This is a genomic window from Anabaena azotica FACHB-119, from assembly GCF_014697625.1.
GTDB classification, from domain to species: Bacteria; Cyanobacteriota; Cyanobacteriia; order Cyanobacteriales; family Nostocaceae; genus Trichormus; species Trichormus azoticus_A.
Genome location: NZ_JACJSG010000056.1, coordinates 28,593 through 46,768, shown reverse-complemented (window position 1 = coordinate 46,768; position 18,176 = coordinate 28,593). Strand labels below are relative to the sequence as shown.

Here is an 18,176-nt window from a genome sequence, read left to right as displayed (position 1 = left end):
TTGCTTGGATTTAATCACCTAATTTCTACCATGAACCAATTTAAACCTTTTTTCTCTTCTGGCTAATTTCAGTTATTTACTACTTGCTTATTTCGGAAAGTGACAGAAGAGGGATAAGTACCTCAACAGATTAAGAAACGCTATAAATCGAAAATCGAAAATCTCAACTTTTTCGGACTCCAATATTAAAACCTTGTTTGATACTCAAATACTGCACGACTATCATCTTCTAAATTAGTGGAAGCACGGACACGGAATTGATCATTGATTCGGTAATTAATCCCCCACTGGAAGGGGTCATTTGCCGTTAAGATTTTAATGCTAGAAATAGAGAGTTTATTAGAAATATCAACCCCAGCTTCGGCGGCTAATTCTATACTGGAACCGCTCCTATTATTACTGTTATTATTAACCTCTGGATTCTCAGAAATAATGGTGGGAAATATTCGTAACTCACTCAAACCAAAAGCATTGCCGATTTGGTTAAAAGCACCTTGGAAGTTACCGAAAACGGCTGAACCAGCGATATTAATTAAACCTAATGTACTATCTCCTCTTCCTTGAGTATCAACAAATCCACCACCTAATAGAGCGACTAATTCAGTTTCACTGCGGGCTGGGCTGCTTATTAATTCCAAGTTGTCATTGAGTCGGCTGGCTGGGCCTTTAATATTAGCTTCAACTCGTACAGTTTCTAAATTACTCAATCCCACAGCATTATTTCGATTTAAATCGCTATTTGGAATTACCTCTAACACTTTGGCAAGTAATTGTATATCTAAATCTGGGTCGCGGGGTTGATTGGCTCTAAAGGTGGCAGTGTGTGTGTAACCACTAGCCAGATTAAACTGAGTTGTAAATAAGTTTACCCCGCCCTTTGTTAAGCTAATAGTACCCACAGGTATGGGGTCTGCAAAAGAACCATTAACTCTCAAACTACCTACAGCGCGGAAGCTGAGAAGGGGAGGACGAGTAATTTGTACATTGTTGCCTAATTCTAGTTCTAAATTATTAAAGCTTGTGTTGGCATTGGCACTGATGCTTGTGTTTTGTTTGTTAAATTTTGTTAGTGATATGGCATTGGCGCTATTTGCAGGTTGATTATCGCTGGATTCTGCTAACAATACCTGACCATCATATAAATTGACTGTACCACCAATTTTGGGATTAAGGGCAGAACCAGTGATTTGCAGATTGCCATTAGCACCACCTTGATACAAGCCTTTGAGGTTCAATTTGAGCTGCTCAAGGTTGACAGTGAGGGGATTGCTCACAGCTATGCGATCGCTGTTAAATATAGGAATCTCTCCCGCCGCTTGTACCTGTCCAAGACTAAATTTGCCTTGCAAACTATCTACTACAATCTGGTCAAAATCAAACAGCACTTTACCTGTAACACCTTTGATTTTTTCTGGCAAGGCTTGAGCAGAAAAAGTAGCATCTTTGATAATAGCAATACCGTTAACTTCTGGTTGCTGTCTGGTTCCCCTGACTGTCACATCTACCTGACCTTGACCTTCTTCAAAGGCGACCTGATTAGTTAACAGGTTTAACAGCGCTAGTCCTTCATTCTCAACATTTATATCTAAAGTGATTTGATTGCTATCAGGTGCGACGGAGGCAAAAGGCAACTGATAAGGGATACTACCTGTAATATTAACAGGTTGCGGCCCAGCAATAGCTACGGTACTCCCAAAATTCAAGCGCCCATTGGCATAACTGAAACTGGCTGCGGCTGACTCGACTGGTTTTTGGTTGAGTTTTCCTTCTGTGATTTGCAATTCTCCTTTAGATTGGGGGTTAGCAACACTACCAGCCAAAGCTGCTGTCCCACTGAGTTTTCCTGTTACCCCTATTGGGAGATTGACAAAGTTATTGAGTAATTCTAGGGGGAAATTATTCACCCGCAATTGACCAGATTGTTCATTCCCCCCGATGTTACCTGTAAAAGCTAACAGACTACTATTCGGTAACTCAATTCGCACAGGTCGTAATTGTAAAACTCCGTTGGCAAAACTACCTTCAGCGATGATATTCTCGGCACGGTAGTAACGATTCTGTTGTGATTCTTTACCCCAGACGAAGTTTTGCCCATTTAAATTAAATTGTACTGCTAAACCGTTGGCGGTGGTATTGTCTATAGCCACTTCCCCGTTAAAGGTTCCGCGCAAATCTGCGAGGTTTGGTATTGGTGAAGCATTACGTTCTTGTTCTCTTTGGTCATTTAAGGCGTTAATTTCCGAAAAGCGGTTAATTTGCTCGAATAAGGGCTGATTAGATAAACCTTGAGGATAGGTTTTCAGATCCGATGCACTACCATAGTTGGGTTCAGCCCCATTACGCTGGAAATCTTGAAGATCAAATATTTGCGCTACTGTGAGTACATCTTGAATTTCGCCTTGAGAAACGTTTAGCTGACCTTGGATGCGGGGGCCTTGGGGAGTTTGCCCAAAATTACCAGCTAAGGTATAACGGCTCTTACCTTTGGTAAATTGGCTACTGGTGATTGTGGTAGTACCATTACCGTAGCGGAACTGGGCTGTTAAACCATCACCTTTAAGTCTGCCAATTTCGGGATTAGCGATCGCAATATTTCCATTACTAGCCAAGGTACGCTGGTTAAACTGCACATCCCCTGTGGCTGTCCCAGCTATCCTCCCAGAACCTAAACGCAGATTTGGCGGTGGTGACAAGTTCAGCAGTTGTAGGGGGAAGTTAGCAACCTTTAGCGCCCAATCATTACCCCTTGCTTGACCAGAGGCTAATGCCTCTCGCCATTGTACCAGGAAAGATTGGGGACGATTATTACTATCTAAGTTGAGGGCGAGGCGATCGCTTTTTCCTGCTAAATTAAAATTCAATCCCCTTCCTGCGGCTGATTGAATATTGCCAGTTAACAACGGTTCAAAGGCTATATTTTCTACTACTAGGTCTTTTAAGGTAAATTGTCCGTTGACGTTGGGTAAAGGTAATTTACCTGTAACTTGACCGTTGAAATCTACCCTACCTGCGACAGCCACCTGATTTGGTAGAGTTATTGGTAACTGTTGCAGGTTAAAGTCTTGGGCTTGGACATTGAGATTGAGAGCGGTAATTGTGGGTATGCCTGGTCTGTTGGCATTGGCTAAGATGTTACCACTGACATTTAAACCGGGGGCTGTGGCTTGTTGGATAGTTAACCTTTCACCATTCCAGGCGATCGCAGCATTCAGGGGACGCTCCACACCCGGAAGTCCCTGAGATAATTGTACCTGACCAGCCGCCCGCACATCAGCTAATCTTGTGGAACCCAAGTTCCCGACTAGTTGCAGTTGACCGCCAAATTGACCCCGCAACCTTTGATTAAACCGATTTAACTGCACACCAGTCGCCGCCACTACCGCCTGATAACGACCTTTGGCTAGTTGGATATTCGACGCATTAATTGTACCCCCACTCGCCACATTTAATTGTCCTTCACCCCTGGCTTGGATGGTTTGGGGACTGAAGGATGCAAGAGAACCTGCAACATTTAATTGTCCAGTCAAGTTACCTTGAAATTGTGGTGGTACAGCAGCGAAACGTTGCACAGGTACGTTATTTGCTTGCACTTGCGCCTGATAACGCCCATTAGCTAATTGAATATTGGCGGCGGTAATTGTACCATTACCTACATTTACCCTTGCTTGACCATTGCCTTGAATGGTTTGGGGACTAAAGGATGCTGTAGAACCTGCAACATTTAATTGTCCAGTCAAGTTACCTTGAAACTGCCGGGGTACAGCAGCTAAACGTTGCACAGGTACATTATTCGCTTGCACTTGCGCCTGATAACGCCCATTAGCTAATTGAATATTGGCAGCAGTAATTGTACCATTACCTACATTTACCCTTGCTTGACCAGTGGCTTGAATGTTTTGGGGACTGAAGGACTCAGTAGAACCAGCCACCGCAAATTTCCCTGTCAAGTTGCCTTGAAATTGCCGTGGTACAGCAGCCAAACGTTGCACAGGTACATTATTTGCTTGCACTTGCGCCTGATATACGCCATTAGCTAATTGAATATTGGCGGCGGTAATTGTACCATTACCCACATTTACCCTTGCTTGACCAGTGGCTTGAATGTTTTGGGGACTGAAGGACTCAGTAGAACCAGCGATCGCAAATTTCCCCGTCAAGTTACCTTGAAATTGCTGTGGTACAGTAGCTAAACGTTGCACAGGTACGTTATTCGCTTGCACTTGCGCCTGATATACCCCATCAGCTAATTGAATATTTGAGGCTGTTACCGTTCCTCTGCCAACACCCAAACGGGCATCACCTGTAGCTTGTAAGGTTTTGAGACTAAAATTTTCTCTGTCACCTGCGACTTGAAACCTGCCGGTGATAGGATTAGTTAAAGCAGGAGGTGCATTTTTTAAGATACTTGCCAGTCGCACATTATTAGCAACTAACTTAGCAGCAAAGGTTTTGTCTTGCAGTTGGAGATTAGAGACGGAAATTGTCCCACCGCCAATTTGCACTCCTGCGCCTTGTGTACGAATGCTGACGACTTGAAAGGGTGCAGTCGTACCCGCCAGAAATAAACGACCGTTAAATTTTGCCCCTGTTAGGGAGATATTTTGTAGCTGATTTTGGTTGACAAATGGTGTCAAATTTACACCACTAGCATCGGCTACAGCTTGCCAACGTTCATTAATATAAGTACCATATCCCCGCACCTTACCACCACCGACGCTGAGAGCTACGTTGCGGAAGTTAAACTGACGGTTTGGGGTGACAATTACTTGCCCAGTAGCGGGATAAGCTGCTTGAGGTGCTGTAAAGTTTACCAGAGTTTTGGCGTTGGTGGGTGCGCCGGTAACTTGGGCAGTGGCAGCGACATTACCGATTTTAAAAGTATTGTTGATATTGTAGAGTTTAGCGATCGCATCCCCTGCTAAATTCTTCGCCGTGAAATTCAAATTCACTTGGGAATTTTCCCCAACTAAGACTCTACCGCCACCCGTAACTACTCCACCTACCGTAGTTTTACCTTGAATATCTCTTAAAGTAACTAAGCGTTCCTGCGGCGAAAATGCAAATTTACTTGTAACACTTTGAAAATCAACTTTATCAATGCGGGCAGTCTTGATAGTGTTGACTGTCCCTGAGAGAATAGGCGCAGTAGCTGCACCAAGTACCTGTAAGTTAGCTTGTAATTGTCCAGCCACAGGGAAAGGCAATTTTAAATTCAGCGTTTTTTGGGCATCCACTACACTTACTTGGTTTACACGCCCTGTTAACTTAAAACCTGCCACCGTGTCAACTGTTCCCGCCGCAACTACAGGAATGCTGCCATAATTGCTAAAAATATTTTCTAATTTTACTTCCGTCCCTTGAAAGTAAAGATTGCCTTGGGTATTATTAAACGCTTGTGGTGCGCGGGGAATTTGCAATGTCACTTTTTGTAAATCAGCACTGCCATATAATAGAGTTTTTTGTCCAGGCGCTAACTGAATTCGCAAATCACCGTTAACTCTCCCCGCCTGTAAAATTATGGGTATCTTCACCAAGCGAGTAATATCAGCAGCTAATAATTCCTCTCCTCGCAGATGCACTTTAGCAGCTGTTGTTTTCAGACGCATTAGCCCCTCAATGATGTCCACCTTGCCGCCACTATCGGCTGTACCTCTAGCAGTAAACTGAATTACCTTGTTTTTTTCAAGTAATTTAGCAGATCCATTTAGTTGAGAAAATCCTATGGGAGGTAGGGGAGTGGGGGGAGATGGGGGAGATGAGGGAGATGAGGGAGATGAGGGAGAGAGAGGACTTATGGTTCCCCCTGCTGTTTTCCCAGTCCCCAGTCCCCAGTCCCCAGTCCCCAGTACCGCAGTTCTCACTTGCGGTAGCAGCAGCAACTTGCCATTGCGGAAGTATATATTTTCTAAATTGGTTTTAATGACTCCCTTCTGTCCAGGTGGCGATATAGTCGTGGAAAGCCAGCGTCCTTGCTGATCTTGCTCAACGTAAACATTAGGATTGACTAATGTAACATTGAGTTTCAACTGGCGATTAAAAACTAACTGCAAAGGGTTAAAACCCACTTCCACAGCATCGACTGTCGCCTTATCTGGATCTGTGGGGGTGGGGGGAATAGATGAAGCGGCAAACTGTACCCCTGTTAAGGAGAAGTGAGTAACTTTTCCCAATTTTACCGGACGATTAAGGGTTGTGGTGAGACTTTCTTGGGCTAAAGGTGTTAACTCTTTCTGCACAAAAGTCCATAAACGCCAAATACCCCCCATCAAAGCCACGATTAAAATTCCACCTATGGTAATACCACCACGAGTCAAAATCAGCAACCAGATACTCCTACGGGGGGTTTGTGAGCGTTGATTTTGCTTGGAAGAGTTAATCATGACTTTACTTTTATTTACTGGAGGTGGTTTACGCACTGGTAGCCCTATTTGGCATCTGGCTGTAGTATGCCAATACCAGGATACAAAGCAATAGCAGCTTTTGGCATTCGGATCAACTCGGTAAAAGTATAAGGGTGTAGGGGTGTGAGCGTGTAGGGGTGAATGGAACTGGGATAATGTCGTGGATTTTACAGTCCTCACTGATTACTTTATTAAAAACCTGTCCTTAAGAGGGAGTAGGGAATAGCTCACAAGTATAAGTTTTTCACCAAGTAGTGAGTAATGACTCTAAAATTAACGAGAAAATAATTATTTTATCAACTCTTACACCCCTACACCCAGTCTTTACAGACAATTTGGCTCCGTAAGTCCTGGCTGTGTGCTATAGGATCAAAAAAGAGGTAAATCTAAAACTGACATGACTTCCACATTGCCCGAACCGCATCACAGCGACTCCCCCAACTGGGAAGAAGAACTTGATAGTGCCATTTTTAGTTTTGAAGATATTCAAGCAGAACTCAACTATAAACAAGCACAGTCGGCGCTGCGGAATTTAGTAAATAATATTGACCTCAGTTCGCAAGAAAAGGCTGGTTTAGAGTCCCAAATTGCTGATTTGGAAACCATGTTAGGTAAGCTGGACAGCATGGTGGTACAAATTGCTGCTTTTGGTATGGTAGGACGGGGTAAGTCTTCTCTACTTAATGCTTTGGTTGGGGAGGCTGTGTTTGAAACCGGGCCTTTGCATGGTGTAACTCGTGCGGCTCAACGGGTAAATTGGACTATTAGCGAAGAGTTAATTGGGGAAACTGAGCGGGCTTTGCGTGTTACTTTACCATCTGTGGGGCGATCGCAAATCGAATTAATTGACACCCCTGGCTTAGACGAGATTGATGGCGAAACCCGCACCGCTTTGGCGGAACAAATAGCTAAACAAGCAGATTTAATTCTGTTCGTCATCTCTGGGGACATGACAAAGATTGAACATGAAGCCCTTTCTCAGTTACGGGAAGCTGGTAAACCCATCATTTTAGTATTTAACAAGGTAGATCAATATCCAGAAGCGGACAGGATGGCTATTTACCAAAAAATTCGCGATGAACGGGTACGGGAATTACTGACACCGTTAGAAATTGTCATGGCGGCTGCGTCACCACTGGTAAAAACTGCGGTGCGTCGTCCTGATGGGAGTAGGGGTGTACAGGTGCGTCCAGGTAACGCCCAAGTTGCAGAACTCAAGGTGAAGATTTTAGAAATTTTGCAACGTGAGGGTAAGGCTTTAGTTGCCCTGAACACGATGCTGTTCGCTGATAATGTGAATGAGCAACTGGTACAGCGTAAACTGATGATTCGGGAACAAAACGCTAATCAGTTGATTTGGAAAGCGGTGATGACTAAGGCGGTAGCGATCGCTCTCAATCCTGTTACTGTAGTAGATATACTGAGCAGTATAGTCATCGATATTTCTTTGATTCTAGGCTTATCTAAACTCTACGGCATCCCCATGACTGAAGCTGGGGCTGTGCAATTATTACAAAAAATCGCCTTAAGTATGGGTGGTATCGGTGTCAGTGAATTACTGGCAAATTTGGGATTAAGTGGGTTAAAAACTTTACTAGGGATTTCTGCCACAGCTACAGCCGGTGTCGCCATCGGCCCTTACATCTCCGTCGCACTTACCCAAGCCGGGGTGGCTGGTGTGTCTTCCTACGCCATTGGACAAGTGACCAAAGAATATTTAGCCAATGGCGCAACATGGGGGCCGGATGGGCCGAAGGCGGTAATTAACAGGATTTTGTCTACCCTGGATGAAAATTCTATTCTCAATCGGATCAAGGATGAATTACAGGTAAAACTTCGTAGATAATATCAAAACATTGATTAATTCTAGATGCCATCCATTAAGCTGTTCCACATTTAACTTGCATAACTACTGGACTGGCGTGACCGGACTAATTTTGTGCATTAGCCAACAATCTATCATCTTGTTCATCTGCGTTTATCTGCGTTCATCTGCGTTCGATTTTTTCCCCATCTAATGCCACATTTTAGCCCGGTCACGCTACTACAGTTAGTTTGATTATGACAATTGCATAAGTCCTAACTAACTCAGGACTTACGCAAGTGTCACAATTGGTGGTTGGTGCGTGACGCTACAAGTCTCATGACTACGTTCAAATATTTTCGCTCCTCACACACCCTACAGAAAAAATATGCCAGTTGCGTAAGTCCTATAACTATAGACTTAGGACTTTTAATTATGAGAGATTATCGTCAGAGTTTTTGATTCTCTGCAATAATTGCTCGACTTGGTTAGCTTTTTCGTTTCGATTCTGTTTTTTGAAGATGCTGATAGCTTTTTCTAAAGAAGCTAGTGCTTCATCTTTTTTATTGGTTTGCCAAAACGCTAAAGCTAAATTAGTTAGTGCATCGCCATAATCACGATTAATTTCTAAGGCTTTTTGATATTCAGCGATCGCATCACTCCAGCGATTCTGACTAGCATACACCATACCAACTGCATTGTGTGCTACAGCATATTGTGGTCTGATGCGAATGGCTTCACGATAAGCACTGATTGCTGCTTCTAATTTTTTACCACGAAAGAACACATTGCCTAATTGAAAATGTCCAAAAGCATCATCTGAGTATTTTTTGACGAATTGACAGAGGTTTTCTTCTGCACCTTGTAGATCACCTTGACCAAATAGGGCATTAGCTTGTTGAATAAGTTGCGATCGCTCTTGTTGAGGATCGGCAAACTGTGCTAGTTTCTGTACCTGTTTGGGTCGCGGTTTTTGTTCCGCGTTACTCAAAGTTGCCTCACAGGCTAATGTCGCGGGCGACGGTTCCTGTGCTGTAACAGGAGACAATAGACCAATGGATGTGATCACACTCAGTGTTAAACAGCTAAGAGGTTGAACCAATCTTGTTTCCATCTGGCTTCTTTGTTTCATCGCCCTATCTCTCGATACGCTCAAGTAATAATACTTATGATAAGGCAGTTATCAGTTATCAGTTATCAGTTATCAGTTATCAGTTATCAGTTATCAGTTATCAGTTATCAGTTATCAGTTATCAGTTATCAGTTGTCAGTTATCAGTTATCAGTTATCAGTTATCAGTTGTCAGTTATCAGTTATCAGTTATCAGTTATCAGGTTATTCCCACTGTTCACTGTTCACTGATAACTGTCCACTGTTCACTGTTCACTGATAACTGTTCACTGATTTACAGTGTCAAAGAATGAGCATCAGTTTCAATCAACTTAGCTAGGTCTTGTAAAAATGCTGCCGCATCAGCACCGTAAATAATCCGGTGATCGGATGTAATATTGACCTGCATTTGTTGTTTAATACCAAACGAACCATCGGCTGAGGCTACCAATTGCGGACGAGATGCACCGATCGCTAAAATTGAACCTTGTCCAGGGGGTAAGATGGCATCAAATGTATCCACACCAAACATTCCCAAATTTGACAAGGTGAAGTTCCCACCACTGTATTCATCTGGTTGTAGTTGTTTGCTTCTGGCTTTATCTACTAAAGATTTCCAGGTACGTGATAATGAGTAAATATCTACCTTATCGGCATTTTTTAACACTGGTGTAATTAAACCGCCACCATCCATCGCTACAGCTACAGCAATATTAATATCGGGATGGTATACCAGACCTTGGTCTGAATAGCTGGCGTTTAACAATGGGTGTTTTTGTAATGTCACCGCTACAGCTTTCGCTAGTAGCGCGGTCATGGTCACGCCTTTAGATTTAATTTGTTTGTAAAGTTTGTCTAACCCATCAGTGGTAATAGTGTAACCTACACGGAACACAGGCACATCGAGGCTAGCCACCATGTTGCGAATGACGGCATTTTGCAGGGTGTTAAATGGTACTACTTGCCCAGGTGCAGCCGCGACTGGTGCAGGCGCTGGTGCGGGAGTGCGGGGGGCTGGTGGGGGCGCGGCTGGGGTAACTGTTGGTGTGGGTGCAGCAGGAGGGGTGGCTGGTTGCTTGACTTTGCCTACAACCGCCTCGATATCATCGGCAACAATACGACCGTAGGGGCCGCTACCTTTGAGAGTTGTCAAATCAACTTTCAATTCTTTCGCCAACTTGCGGGCGCGGGGTGAAGCTACAAGCCTGCCCTCACGGTGGTTAGAACCATTTTGTGAGGCGGCGGTGGGTGCGCCTACGGCGGCTGTGGCTGCAACTGGTTCCGGGGCGGTGGTGGTAGCCGCAGCGCCACCAGAACTACCTAAAGACTTGGCGGCTTCGATTTCGGCTTCAGTTTCGGCGACGTAAGCGATCGCCGCTCCTACCGGTGCGCTATCACCAGCTTGTACAATGATGTGGGCAAGATATCCTTCATAGAAGGTTTCTACATCCATATCTGCCTTGTCCGACTCGACAACCACCACTGTTTCGCCTTTTTCCACTTTATCCCCTGGCGATTTCACCCAGGAGACAATTTTGCCTTCGGTCATGGTGGAACTCAACGCCGGCATGAAGATTTCATGAATGCTCATAGGGTGGTTTGGGAATCAATGGGTTTAAGGAATTTAACAGCTTTTGCCAGATCGAATTGTATCTTGGTACGAGTGTTTTTGGTAATTGGTAATTGGTAATTGGTAATTGGTGATGGCGTATTAGATATTTATCTTTCCCATTACCCATTACCCATTACCCATTACCCAGTGCCTGGAACTTCACAACCAAGTTAAGGTCTATTCAAGATATGTGTATTTGTATTGCTGATCACTCATCAATCTGACACAGATGCTATCTCAGGATAGATGATAGGGTGTGGGAGTTTAAGTTCAATTGAAAACCCAGAATACAGAATTAGTTTTGTTGCAATAATTGTTTAATTCTATGCCAGGAAAATTAAAGTTGTTTTTGGTTTTGCTGCTTAGTATTTTGGCTACTGCGAGTGCTGGTGCTTATCTGCATCAACAGCTAACTCCTACATTGATTGTAGATACTACTAGTAGCCAGCCACAGCAATTATCAGTCGTGGAAAGCTCTCAGGAAGAGTCGCATGACTTAGAACGCATTCAATATAAAAATATACCACTAGAAACTATTAATTCTCCGCTTCAAGGTAGTGACCCTAAAACTTTGGCTTTAAACTTTCTGGATGATTTTACCTCAGCTAGCGGTAAGCGCCAGGTAGAGGTAGCTTATCCCCAACATAATCAAGCTTTAGTCACGGTGACACAAATCCTCAAAAGCAAAGATACATCTGAGGAAATTCGATATCGGTTAGAGATGAACAGTTTCGGGCGATCGCTTTTTGTCAGTTCGCCCCCTATCTGGCAAATAGTTTGGGTTGGTTCCCAAATATCTTGTCGAAATGGGAACCGACCTTTAAATAACATAACTCAACGTTGTCAGGACTGAGCTATGAAAACGAAAAATCAAGGGTGTAAGAGTGTCTTGGGGTGTTGGTAAAACCCTCACACCCCTATACCCTTACCCCCTTACACCCTTTCAAGGTTTAAACGTCGCCACGAATATCTTCCACAACACCATCGCGGATGACGATTTCTACCTGCATTTTGCTAATCAAGTTATCGCCCCGTTCGACGCGGAAAAAGCCTTCCAATTGAAATTGATTGACTTCTTGATCCAACTCTAGCAATTGTACTTGCTGGAGGTTTTGCAGCATTTGATTTTTTTGTTCCAAAAATTCGCTTTTCTTTTGATTTACTTGGAGTTGGATATTATCAATTTGTTGCAGGGTTTGGGGGCCTGGTGGCTGGAGGCTTTGCTTTTGAATGGCGGAAATTGCTCTTTGTCCTTCTAAATCTAATTGTTGCAATTGCTGGTCAATTTGGTTAATTTGTGCTTGCAATTGCTGTTGCACTTCCTCTTTCCAGAGGGGGGTGACGATAACTTTAACGTTAACGACGCGCTTCAAAAGCAATTGAGGGTTGGAGACATCTGTCATAAAAATTCGCGTTCACTCTAAATAGTTTGTGTGGAATTATCAGGCAAACATGGCGTTGATCATATCGCGGTAGCGTTCTGCGACAACGTGTCGCCGAATTTTCAGCGTCTGTGTCATTAAGCCATTGTCAATGGAAAATGGCTCCAGAATCAGTTTAAACGGCCCAATACGGTCATCTGGGCGATAACCTGGACGGTTCTGCACTTCCCGAGTCAATTCTTGCCGAAATAAACCCTGGATCATTTTACTCTCCAGGTTAATTTTTTCACTGGAGGAGGATGTTAATTTATCATCCTCTAGACTCAAGACAAGATTTTGGCTTTGGGCCCACTTTTCCAAGGCTTCGATGTTGGGGACAATTAAAGCGCCGAGGCTACGTTGGTCTTGTCCTACTAGCATAATCTGGTCGATGTAGGGCGATCGCAAACAAGCATCCTCGATAGGCTGGGGTTCGATATTTTCCCCATTGGTTAGCACGATTGTATCTTTTGCCCTGCCTGTCAGCACTAGTTCGTTATCTGGTGTTACCCAACCCAAGTCACCGCTATCAAACCAGCCTTGCGGGTCAAGGACTTTTGCTGTTGCTTCTGGGTTTTGGTAATAGCCTTGCATGACTTGTGGCCCTTTTAATAACACCAAGCCTCGTTCCCCAACTGGTAAAGGCTGGCGAGTCTCAGGGTCTACGATTTTAACTTCTGTACCAGGAATTGGTTGTCCGGATGTGCCAATAAAATTCCGCCAAGGACGGCGCACGTTGGTCACAGGTGATGTTTCTGTTAAACCATAGCCTTGCAAAATCTGCACGCCAATGATTTCAAAAAAGGTATCTATGTGTCTTGGTAATGCACCGCCACCGCTAATTACTTGTTTAATTTTTCCGCCTGTAGCTTCCCGTACCTTGCTGTAAACTAATTTTTCTCCTAAAGCATGGAAGGGTAATAAAGTCAATGATATTAATTTAGCGACAAATCGGTTGATAGATGAAGCGTGGAGATGGTCTAGGCTTGTATTTTCAGCAATTCTTTTGGCTTTAATATATTTTTCACTCATGCCCAATAAGAATTTAATCAGGCGTTGTTTATTTGCTGGTTGTTCACGGAACTGTTTCTGCACGCCTTCATAAATTGATTCCCAAAGACGCGGTACAGCAACCATGTAGTTAGGTTTATATTGTTTCAGGTCAGCTTTAACTGAGCGCAAATTTGTATAAACTTGAGAGCTACCTTGAGATAGTAGATAATACTCTACAGCTCGTTCGTAGCTGTGCCAAGTAGGTAAAATACTTAAGACGGTATCCCCTACATGTGGTTGAATGATGACTCGGAACGTTGTGACTTGGTGTAAGAGATTGCTATAACTGAGCATTACACCTTTGGGTTTTCCCGTAGTCCCAGAAGTATAAATTAATGTTGCTAGATTTTCGCGTTTCTGTGGGACTGGGACAAAATTATGGTTTTGTCCAACTTCCATCAATTGCTTAAGGTTTAATACTTTGAAGTCTTGTGCTGTTGGTGGTGCTTCGTTAGTCAGTAAAACTACTAGGTGAATTGCTAGGTCTGCAAGTCGATCTTGCAGTTTATTAAAGGTCTTCAGGTCTTCAAGTACCAGGGCGGTGCTACCGCTATGACCCACAATATATAGTAATTCTTCCTTTTCAGCTTGGGAACTACGCACCGCATCAACTGCGCCAGCCGTCATAATACCTTGGTCAGCAATGAACCAATAAGGGCTATTATCAGCTATGAGAGAAATGCGATCGCCTGCTTTGACTCCCAATGCTTGCAATCCCGATGCAAATAGTTGTATATTCTGAGCTAGTTGCTGATAGGTAATCTCTACTGGCGGTTTAGCATGGGGGTTATACAAGGCAACAGTATCACTGAATCTCTTCGCCGCTATAGGCCAAATTTCTGGTAAAGATTGGATATTTGTATAATCTACTAAACGTAGTATTTCTTGACTATCTGCTTTGGAAAGACCAGCTAGTAACAAATTCTCTTGTGGGTTATTTGTCATAACACATCACCTCAAATCAAATATTTTTTTTAACTAATTCTGCTACTACGCTAGAATAGCGCTTTTCCGTTTCTACACCACATTGGTATATACAGTTTCTTGACCTCCACGGTTCTATTGATAAAAACTTATGCTAAAGTTATTTTATATAACTCAAAACTGATGGTTTTGAGGTTATGAGTTACTAAATCTAATTAGTAAAGACCAACAGAGACCACCTAATTATGCAATGGGGGTGATTACCTATGGGGTTACTAGATGCTTTCTTACTAACGCTGATCAACGTTATTGCTTGTTTAGCATTGCCGAAACTTCTAGCATGGACTCTCTCTCTTGCTAAAAGTAAACATACCAAAACAGTAGCTGAGGGTGCAACATCGCCCAATAGCGGTACGGGAATTACCAGTTTCCCCTACTGTACTACTTATTCTTTAACTGGGAGCCAATTCTGTAAGTTTAGTCCCCATTTCTGTGCCAAATGTTCTGCAAATTGATGGATATTTTCAGCTTGTAATCTCTGCATAATCCCAGCCTAATTATAGTAGGGGACAGGTGATAGGGAACTCTTGTCAGGGCTGATATCATGTCCGCCTAATTAGTTGTAATTCGGTGCATCTGTGCAAAAAGGTGAAAACTCTTTCTCCCCCTGCCTGACAGGTGTAGGTTTTTTATTGGTGTTCCAAAAACCTTGGTTTGGGGTGTAAGGGTGTAGGGGTGTAGGGGTGTAGGGGTGAATAAAACAATGATTTTCTCGTTAGTTTTATAATCCTTACTCACTGCTATATTAAAAACCTACACTTGTGAGCTGCCCCCTGCCCCCTTGCAGTCTTAATGATAAGTCTTTTCCCGGAAACGGTATTACAAGGGAAGGGGCTAAATATCTATGATTTATACTAAATTAATTATGATGCTGTGTTAAATAATAGGTAGAGAATAATTGAACGCAGATGCAAGCGGATAAACACGGATAAATCTGTAGATTTTATATTATATATCCTGTCTGTCTACAGTAGAAAATTTGGCTCTTATTGTTATTTTGTGAAAGAGATTAAATCAGTTATCAGTTCTAACGGCGAGTGGTGGCGAATAACTTTAACTGATAACTGTTAAATAGGGATAAAGTCCTATTACTTTAGGTATAGAATCTCGCATTATTTTCGTTCATATAAGTATATATAGACTAACCTTATATATAACAAAAGAAATTTAAATTACTACTTTAAATCAATCAGGCACATATTGTTACACACTAGGTAAAAGATTACAACCAATCTTGAGCGTAGGCAGGTATGTTATGAGATTAGTAGACGGTATCTTTTTTACCTTAGTAAGTACTGTTACCTGTGTTGCCTTACCAAAGCTCTTATCTATGACTTTGAGTAGTAAAAAACCTCAAAGTATTTTACCTAAGAAGTCTGCTATGGCATCAAACGATGCTCATATTTCTGAATATATAAATCTAGTTCCTGAAAGCGGAGAGTGGGGAGTAAGCAGCGATAAGTGGGAAGAGGAGAAAGATGTAGCTTTGGCTTCCTACGGTGTGGGAGAAAAGAAATAATCATTATTGACTAATAATTATTTGCGGTTTTGTCGCCGCCATTTTTCTCTTACTAAACGAATTTCATCAAAGGTATAACCTTCACCCAACTGTTCCTTAATGGGTGTCAACGCAATATCACCAAGTACTTCTAAAACTTGCCAAATTTTTTGTTGATGTTCTAAGGGAAATAGTAGATTTAAGTCTACAGGTTGGTTTTTCTCAATGAGCTTTTCTAAATGAGTAGAAATAGTTCCAGGGCTGAGTTTACGTTTACGAGCAATTTCGGCGATACTTAAACCTTGTTGATGTAAAGATAAGGTCTGTAATTCGGTGTCGGAAACTACGCTGGCTGAAGGCGCAAGATTAACAGGTTTTTGGTGTGAGGATTTTTCTTGACGGTAGGCGCGAATTTCGGCGATAAATTTTTCCCCATATTGGGCTAATTTGTGACTTCCAACTCCAGAAAGTTGGGAAAATTCCACTAAGGTTTGGGGTTGCACCTGTACCATTAATTTCAATGTGGAATCGTGGAAGATAACATAAGGTGGTACAGACTGTTCATCTGCAAGTTGCTTACGCAGCGATCGCAATCTCTGTAATAATGCTTCTGCTTCTTCAAATTTAGGACTTTCCTGTATTACACTCAGCTTTTGCACCACAGGAACAGACACAAACACTTGGCGTTGTCGCCGCATCACTTCCCAACTGAGGGCGTTTAATTTTAAAACTGAATAACCATCGCTAGTTTGTTCCAGTAAACCTTGATGTAAAAGCGACCTTCCCAGCATTCGCCATTCATCCACAGTTCTATCTTTACCTATACCGTAGGTAGAAAGTTTATCGTGTTCGTATTGGATAATTTTGTCTTTTTTCGCCCCTCGCAACACATCAATTATGTGTAGCATCCCAAATCTTTCTTTACAACGCGCCACACAAGATAAAAACTTCATGGCTTCAATTGTCCAATCTTGCATGGGTTTGGGATAACGGCAATTATCACAGTTACCACAATTACCCGCAAACCTTTCGCCAAAATAACCTAATTGAATTGTGCGGCGACAGTCTGTCCCCTCAGCATAATCTATCACTTGTCGCAGTTGTTGTCTAGCAATCAACTGTTCTTGGGGGTCAGTTTTTTGGTCTATACTCCATTCAATAGTTTTAATATCACCAAAGCTGAAAAAAAGTGTACAGCGTGATGGTTCCCCATCTCTACCCGCCCTACCTGACTCTTGATAGTAACTTTCCAAATTACGGGGAATATCAAAGTGAACTACTAAGCGCACATCTGGTTTATTAATTCCCATCCCAAAGGCAATTGTGGCGACAATTACTCTCACATCATCGCGAATAAATCGCGTTTGATTTTTACTACGTTCTTCATCAGGTAATCCGGCATGATAAGGTAAAGCTGCAATCTTATCTTTTTGCAATTTAAATGTCAGTTCTTCAACTTTTTTACGAGTTAAACAGTAAATTATTGCTGAACCTTCAGTATCTCGGAGTAATTCTAATAATTCAGCGTAGGCTTGTTTACTTTTAGGGCGGACTTCGTAATAAAGGTTTTGGCGGTTGAAACTTGCAAGGTGAATACTTGGTTGTTTTAACCCCAATTGTTGGATGATATCAGCACGTACCCTATCTGTAGCTGTGGCGGTGAGGGCGAGGACGGGAATATGGGGGTAGCGCTGGCGTAGGGATTTTAACTGGCGATATTCTGGACGGAAATCATGTCCCCATTCAGAAACACAATGCGCTTCATCGATCGCAAATATAGATATACCAACTTTTTCGTTAACTAAATCAAGGAATGGGAGAAACCTTTCACTCAAAAGACGTTCTGGGGCGACGTAGAGTAATCTTACCCTACCGTTGAGGATGGCTTCTTCGCGCGATCGCACCTGATAGGCATTCAAACTACTATTGAGGAAGGTAGCTGAGATATTATTATTCCGCAGTGCTTCTACTTGGTCTTGCATTAACGCAATTAACGGTGATACCACAATAGTTAGTCCCTGCTTCATCAATGCAGGTAACTGAAAGCACAAAGACTTCCCACCGCCTGTAGGCATCACTACCATCAAATCTCGATTTTGTAAGGCATCTTCGATAACTTGCCGTTGTCCAGGGCGAAAATTATCATAACCGAAGTGATATTTTAGCGCCTGTTCGAGATTGGGATACTGAAGCATAGCGATCGCTTTTCTGGCTGCTGTCTGCGTGAGTGTTTACGGGGATAACAGGATTGTAACAAGCTCAGGGCGGGAAGTCATAGGTTTTTTGTTTTTAC

10 protein-coding genes are annotated in these 18,176 nt (G+C 42.7%); 4 read left to right on the top strand and 6 right to left on the bottom strand.

The window, feature by feature from the left end; genetic code table 11:
* Positions 1–185 precede the first annotated feature (185 nt).
* On the bottom strand, positions 186–6,380 hold the full coding sequence (locus H6G83_RS29325) for a translocation/assembly module TamB (RefSeq protein ID WP_190478670.1): 6,195 nt from the start codon (positions 6,378–6,380) through the stop codon (positions 186–188).
* A gap of 418 nt (positions 6,381–6,798) precedes the next feature.
* Between H6G83_RS29325 and H6G83_RS29320 the strand changes: the two genes are divergently transcribed.
* Positions 6,799–8,247: a GTP-binding protein gene (locus H6G83_RS29320; protein ID WP_190478668.1), complete on the top strand. Its 1,449-nt coding sequence runs from the start codon at positions 6,799–6,801 to the stop codon at positions 8,245–8,247.
* A 391-nt stretch (positions 8,248–8,638) separates the two neighbouring features.
* On the opposite strand, the gene H6G83_RS29315 is transcribed toward H6G83_RS29320, so the two are convergent.
* Together H6G83_RS29315 and H6G83_RS29310 are read right to left on the bottom strand one after the other, a co-directional pair.
* Positions 8,639–9,337, bottom strand: coding sequence for a tetratricopeptide repeat protein (locus H6G83_RS29315; protein ID WP_190478666.1), 699 nt, complete (start codon positions 9,335–9,337; stop codon positions 8,639–8,641).
* Positions 9,338–9,610: 273 nt separating this feature from the next.
* On the bottom strand, positions 9,611–10,906 hold the full coding sequence (locus tag H6G83_RS29310; RefSeq protein ID WP_190478664.1) for a dihydrolipoamide acetyltransferase family protein: 1,296 nt from the start codon (positions 10,904–10,906) through the stop codon (positions 9,611–9,613).
* A gap of 346 nt (positions 10,907–11,252) precedes the next feature.
* Between H6G83_RS29310 and H6G83_RS29305 the strand changes: the two genes are divergently transcribed.
* The gene (locus tag H6G83_RS29305; RefSeq protein ID WP_190478662.1) at positions 11,253–11,780 is read left to right on the top strand and encodes a hypothetical protein; all 528 of its coding nucleotides are present in this window, start codon (positions 11,253–11,255) and stop codon (positions 11,778–11,780) included.
* Positions 11,781–11,877: 97 nt separating this feature from the next.
* Here H6G83_RS29305 and H6G83_RS29300 read toward each other — a convergent pair whose 3' ends face one another.
* Positions 11,878–12,330 carry a YlqD family protein gene (locus H6G83_RS29300; protein WP_190478660.1) on the bottom strand — a complete coding sequence of 151 codons (453 nt, stop codon included), beginning with the start codon at positions 12,328–12,330 and terminating at the stop codon, positions 11,878–11,880.
* Positions 12,331–12,369: 39 nt separating this feature from the next.
* Positions 12,370–14,346 carry an AMP-dependent synthetase/ligase gene (locus tag H6G83_RS29295; protein ID WP_190478658.1) on the bottom strand — a complete coding sequence of 659 codons (1,977 nt, stop codon included), beginning with the start codon at positions 14,344–14,346 and terminating at the stop codon, positions 12,370–12,372.
* Between the two features lie 245 nt (positions 14,347–14,591).
* Here H6G83_RS29295 and H6G83_RS29290 point away from each other — a divergent pair, with 245 nt between their 5' ends.
* Entirely contained in the window at positions 14,592–14,840 is a 249-nt protein-coding gene (locus tag H6G83_RS29290) for a hypothetical protein (protein ID WP_190478656.1), read from the top strand.
* An 800-nt stretch (positions 14,841–15,640) separates the two neighbouring features.
* Positions 15,641–15,904: a hypothetical protein gene (locus H6G83_RS29285; RefSeq protein WP_190478654.1), complete on the top strand. Its 264-nt coding sequence runs from the start codon at positions 15,641–15,643 to the stop codon at positions 15,902–15,904.
* Between the two features lie 17 nt (positions 15,905–15,921).
* On the opposite strand, the gene recQ is transcribed toward H6G83_RS29285, so the two are convergent.
* The gene (recQ, locus tag H6G83_RS29280) at positions 15,922–18,078 is read right to left on the bottom strand and encodes a DNA helicase RecQ (protein ID WP_190478653.1); all 2,157 of its coding nucleotides are present in this window, start codon (positions 18,076–18,078) and stop codon (positions 15,922–15,924) included.
* Positions 18,079–18,176: the final 98 nt, after the last annotated feature.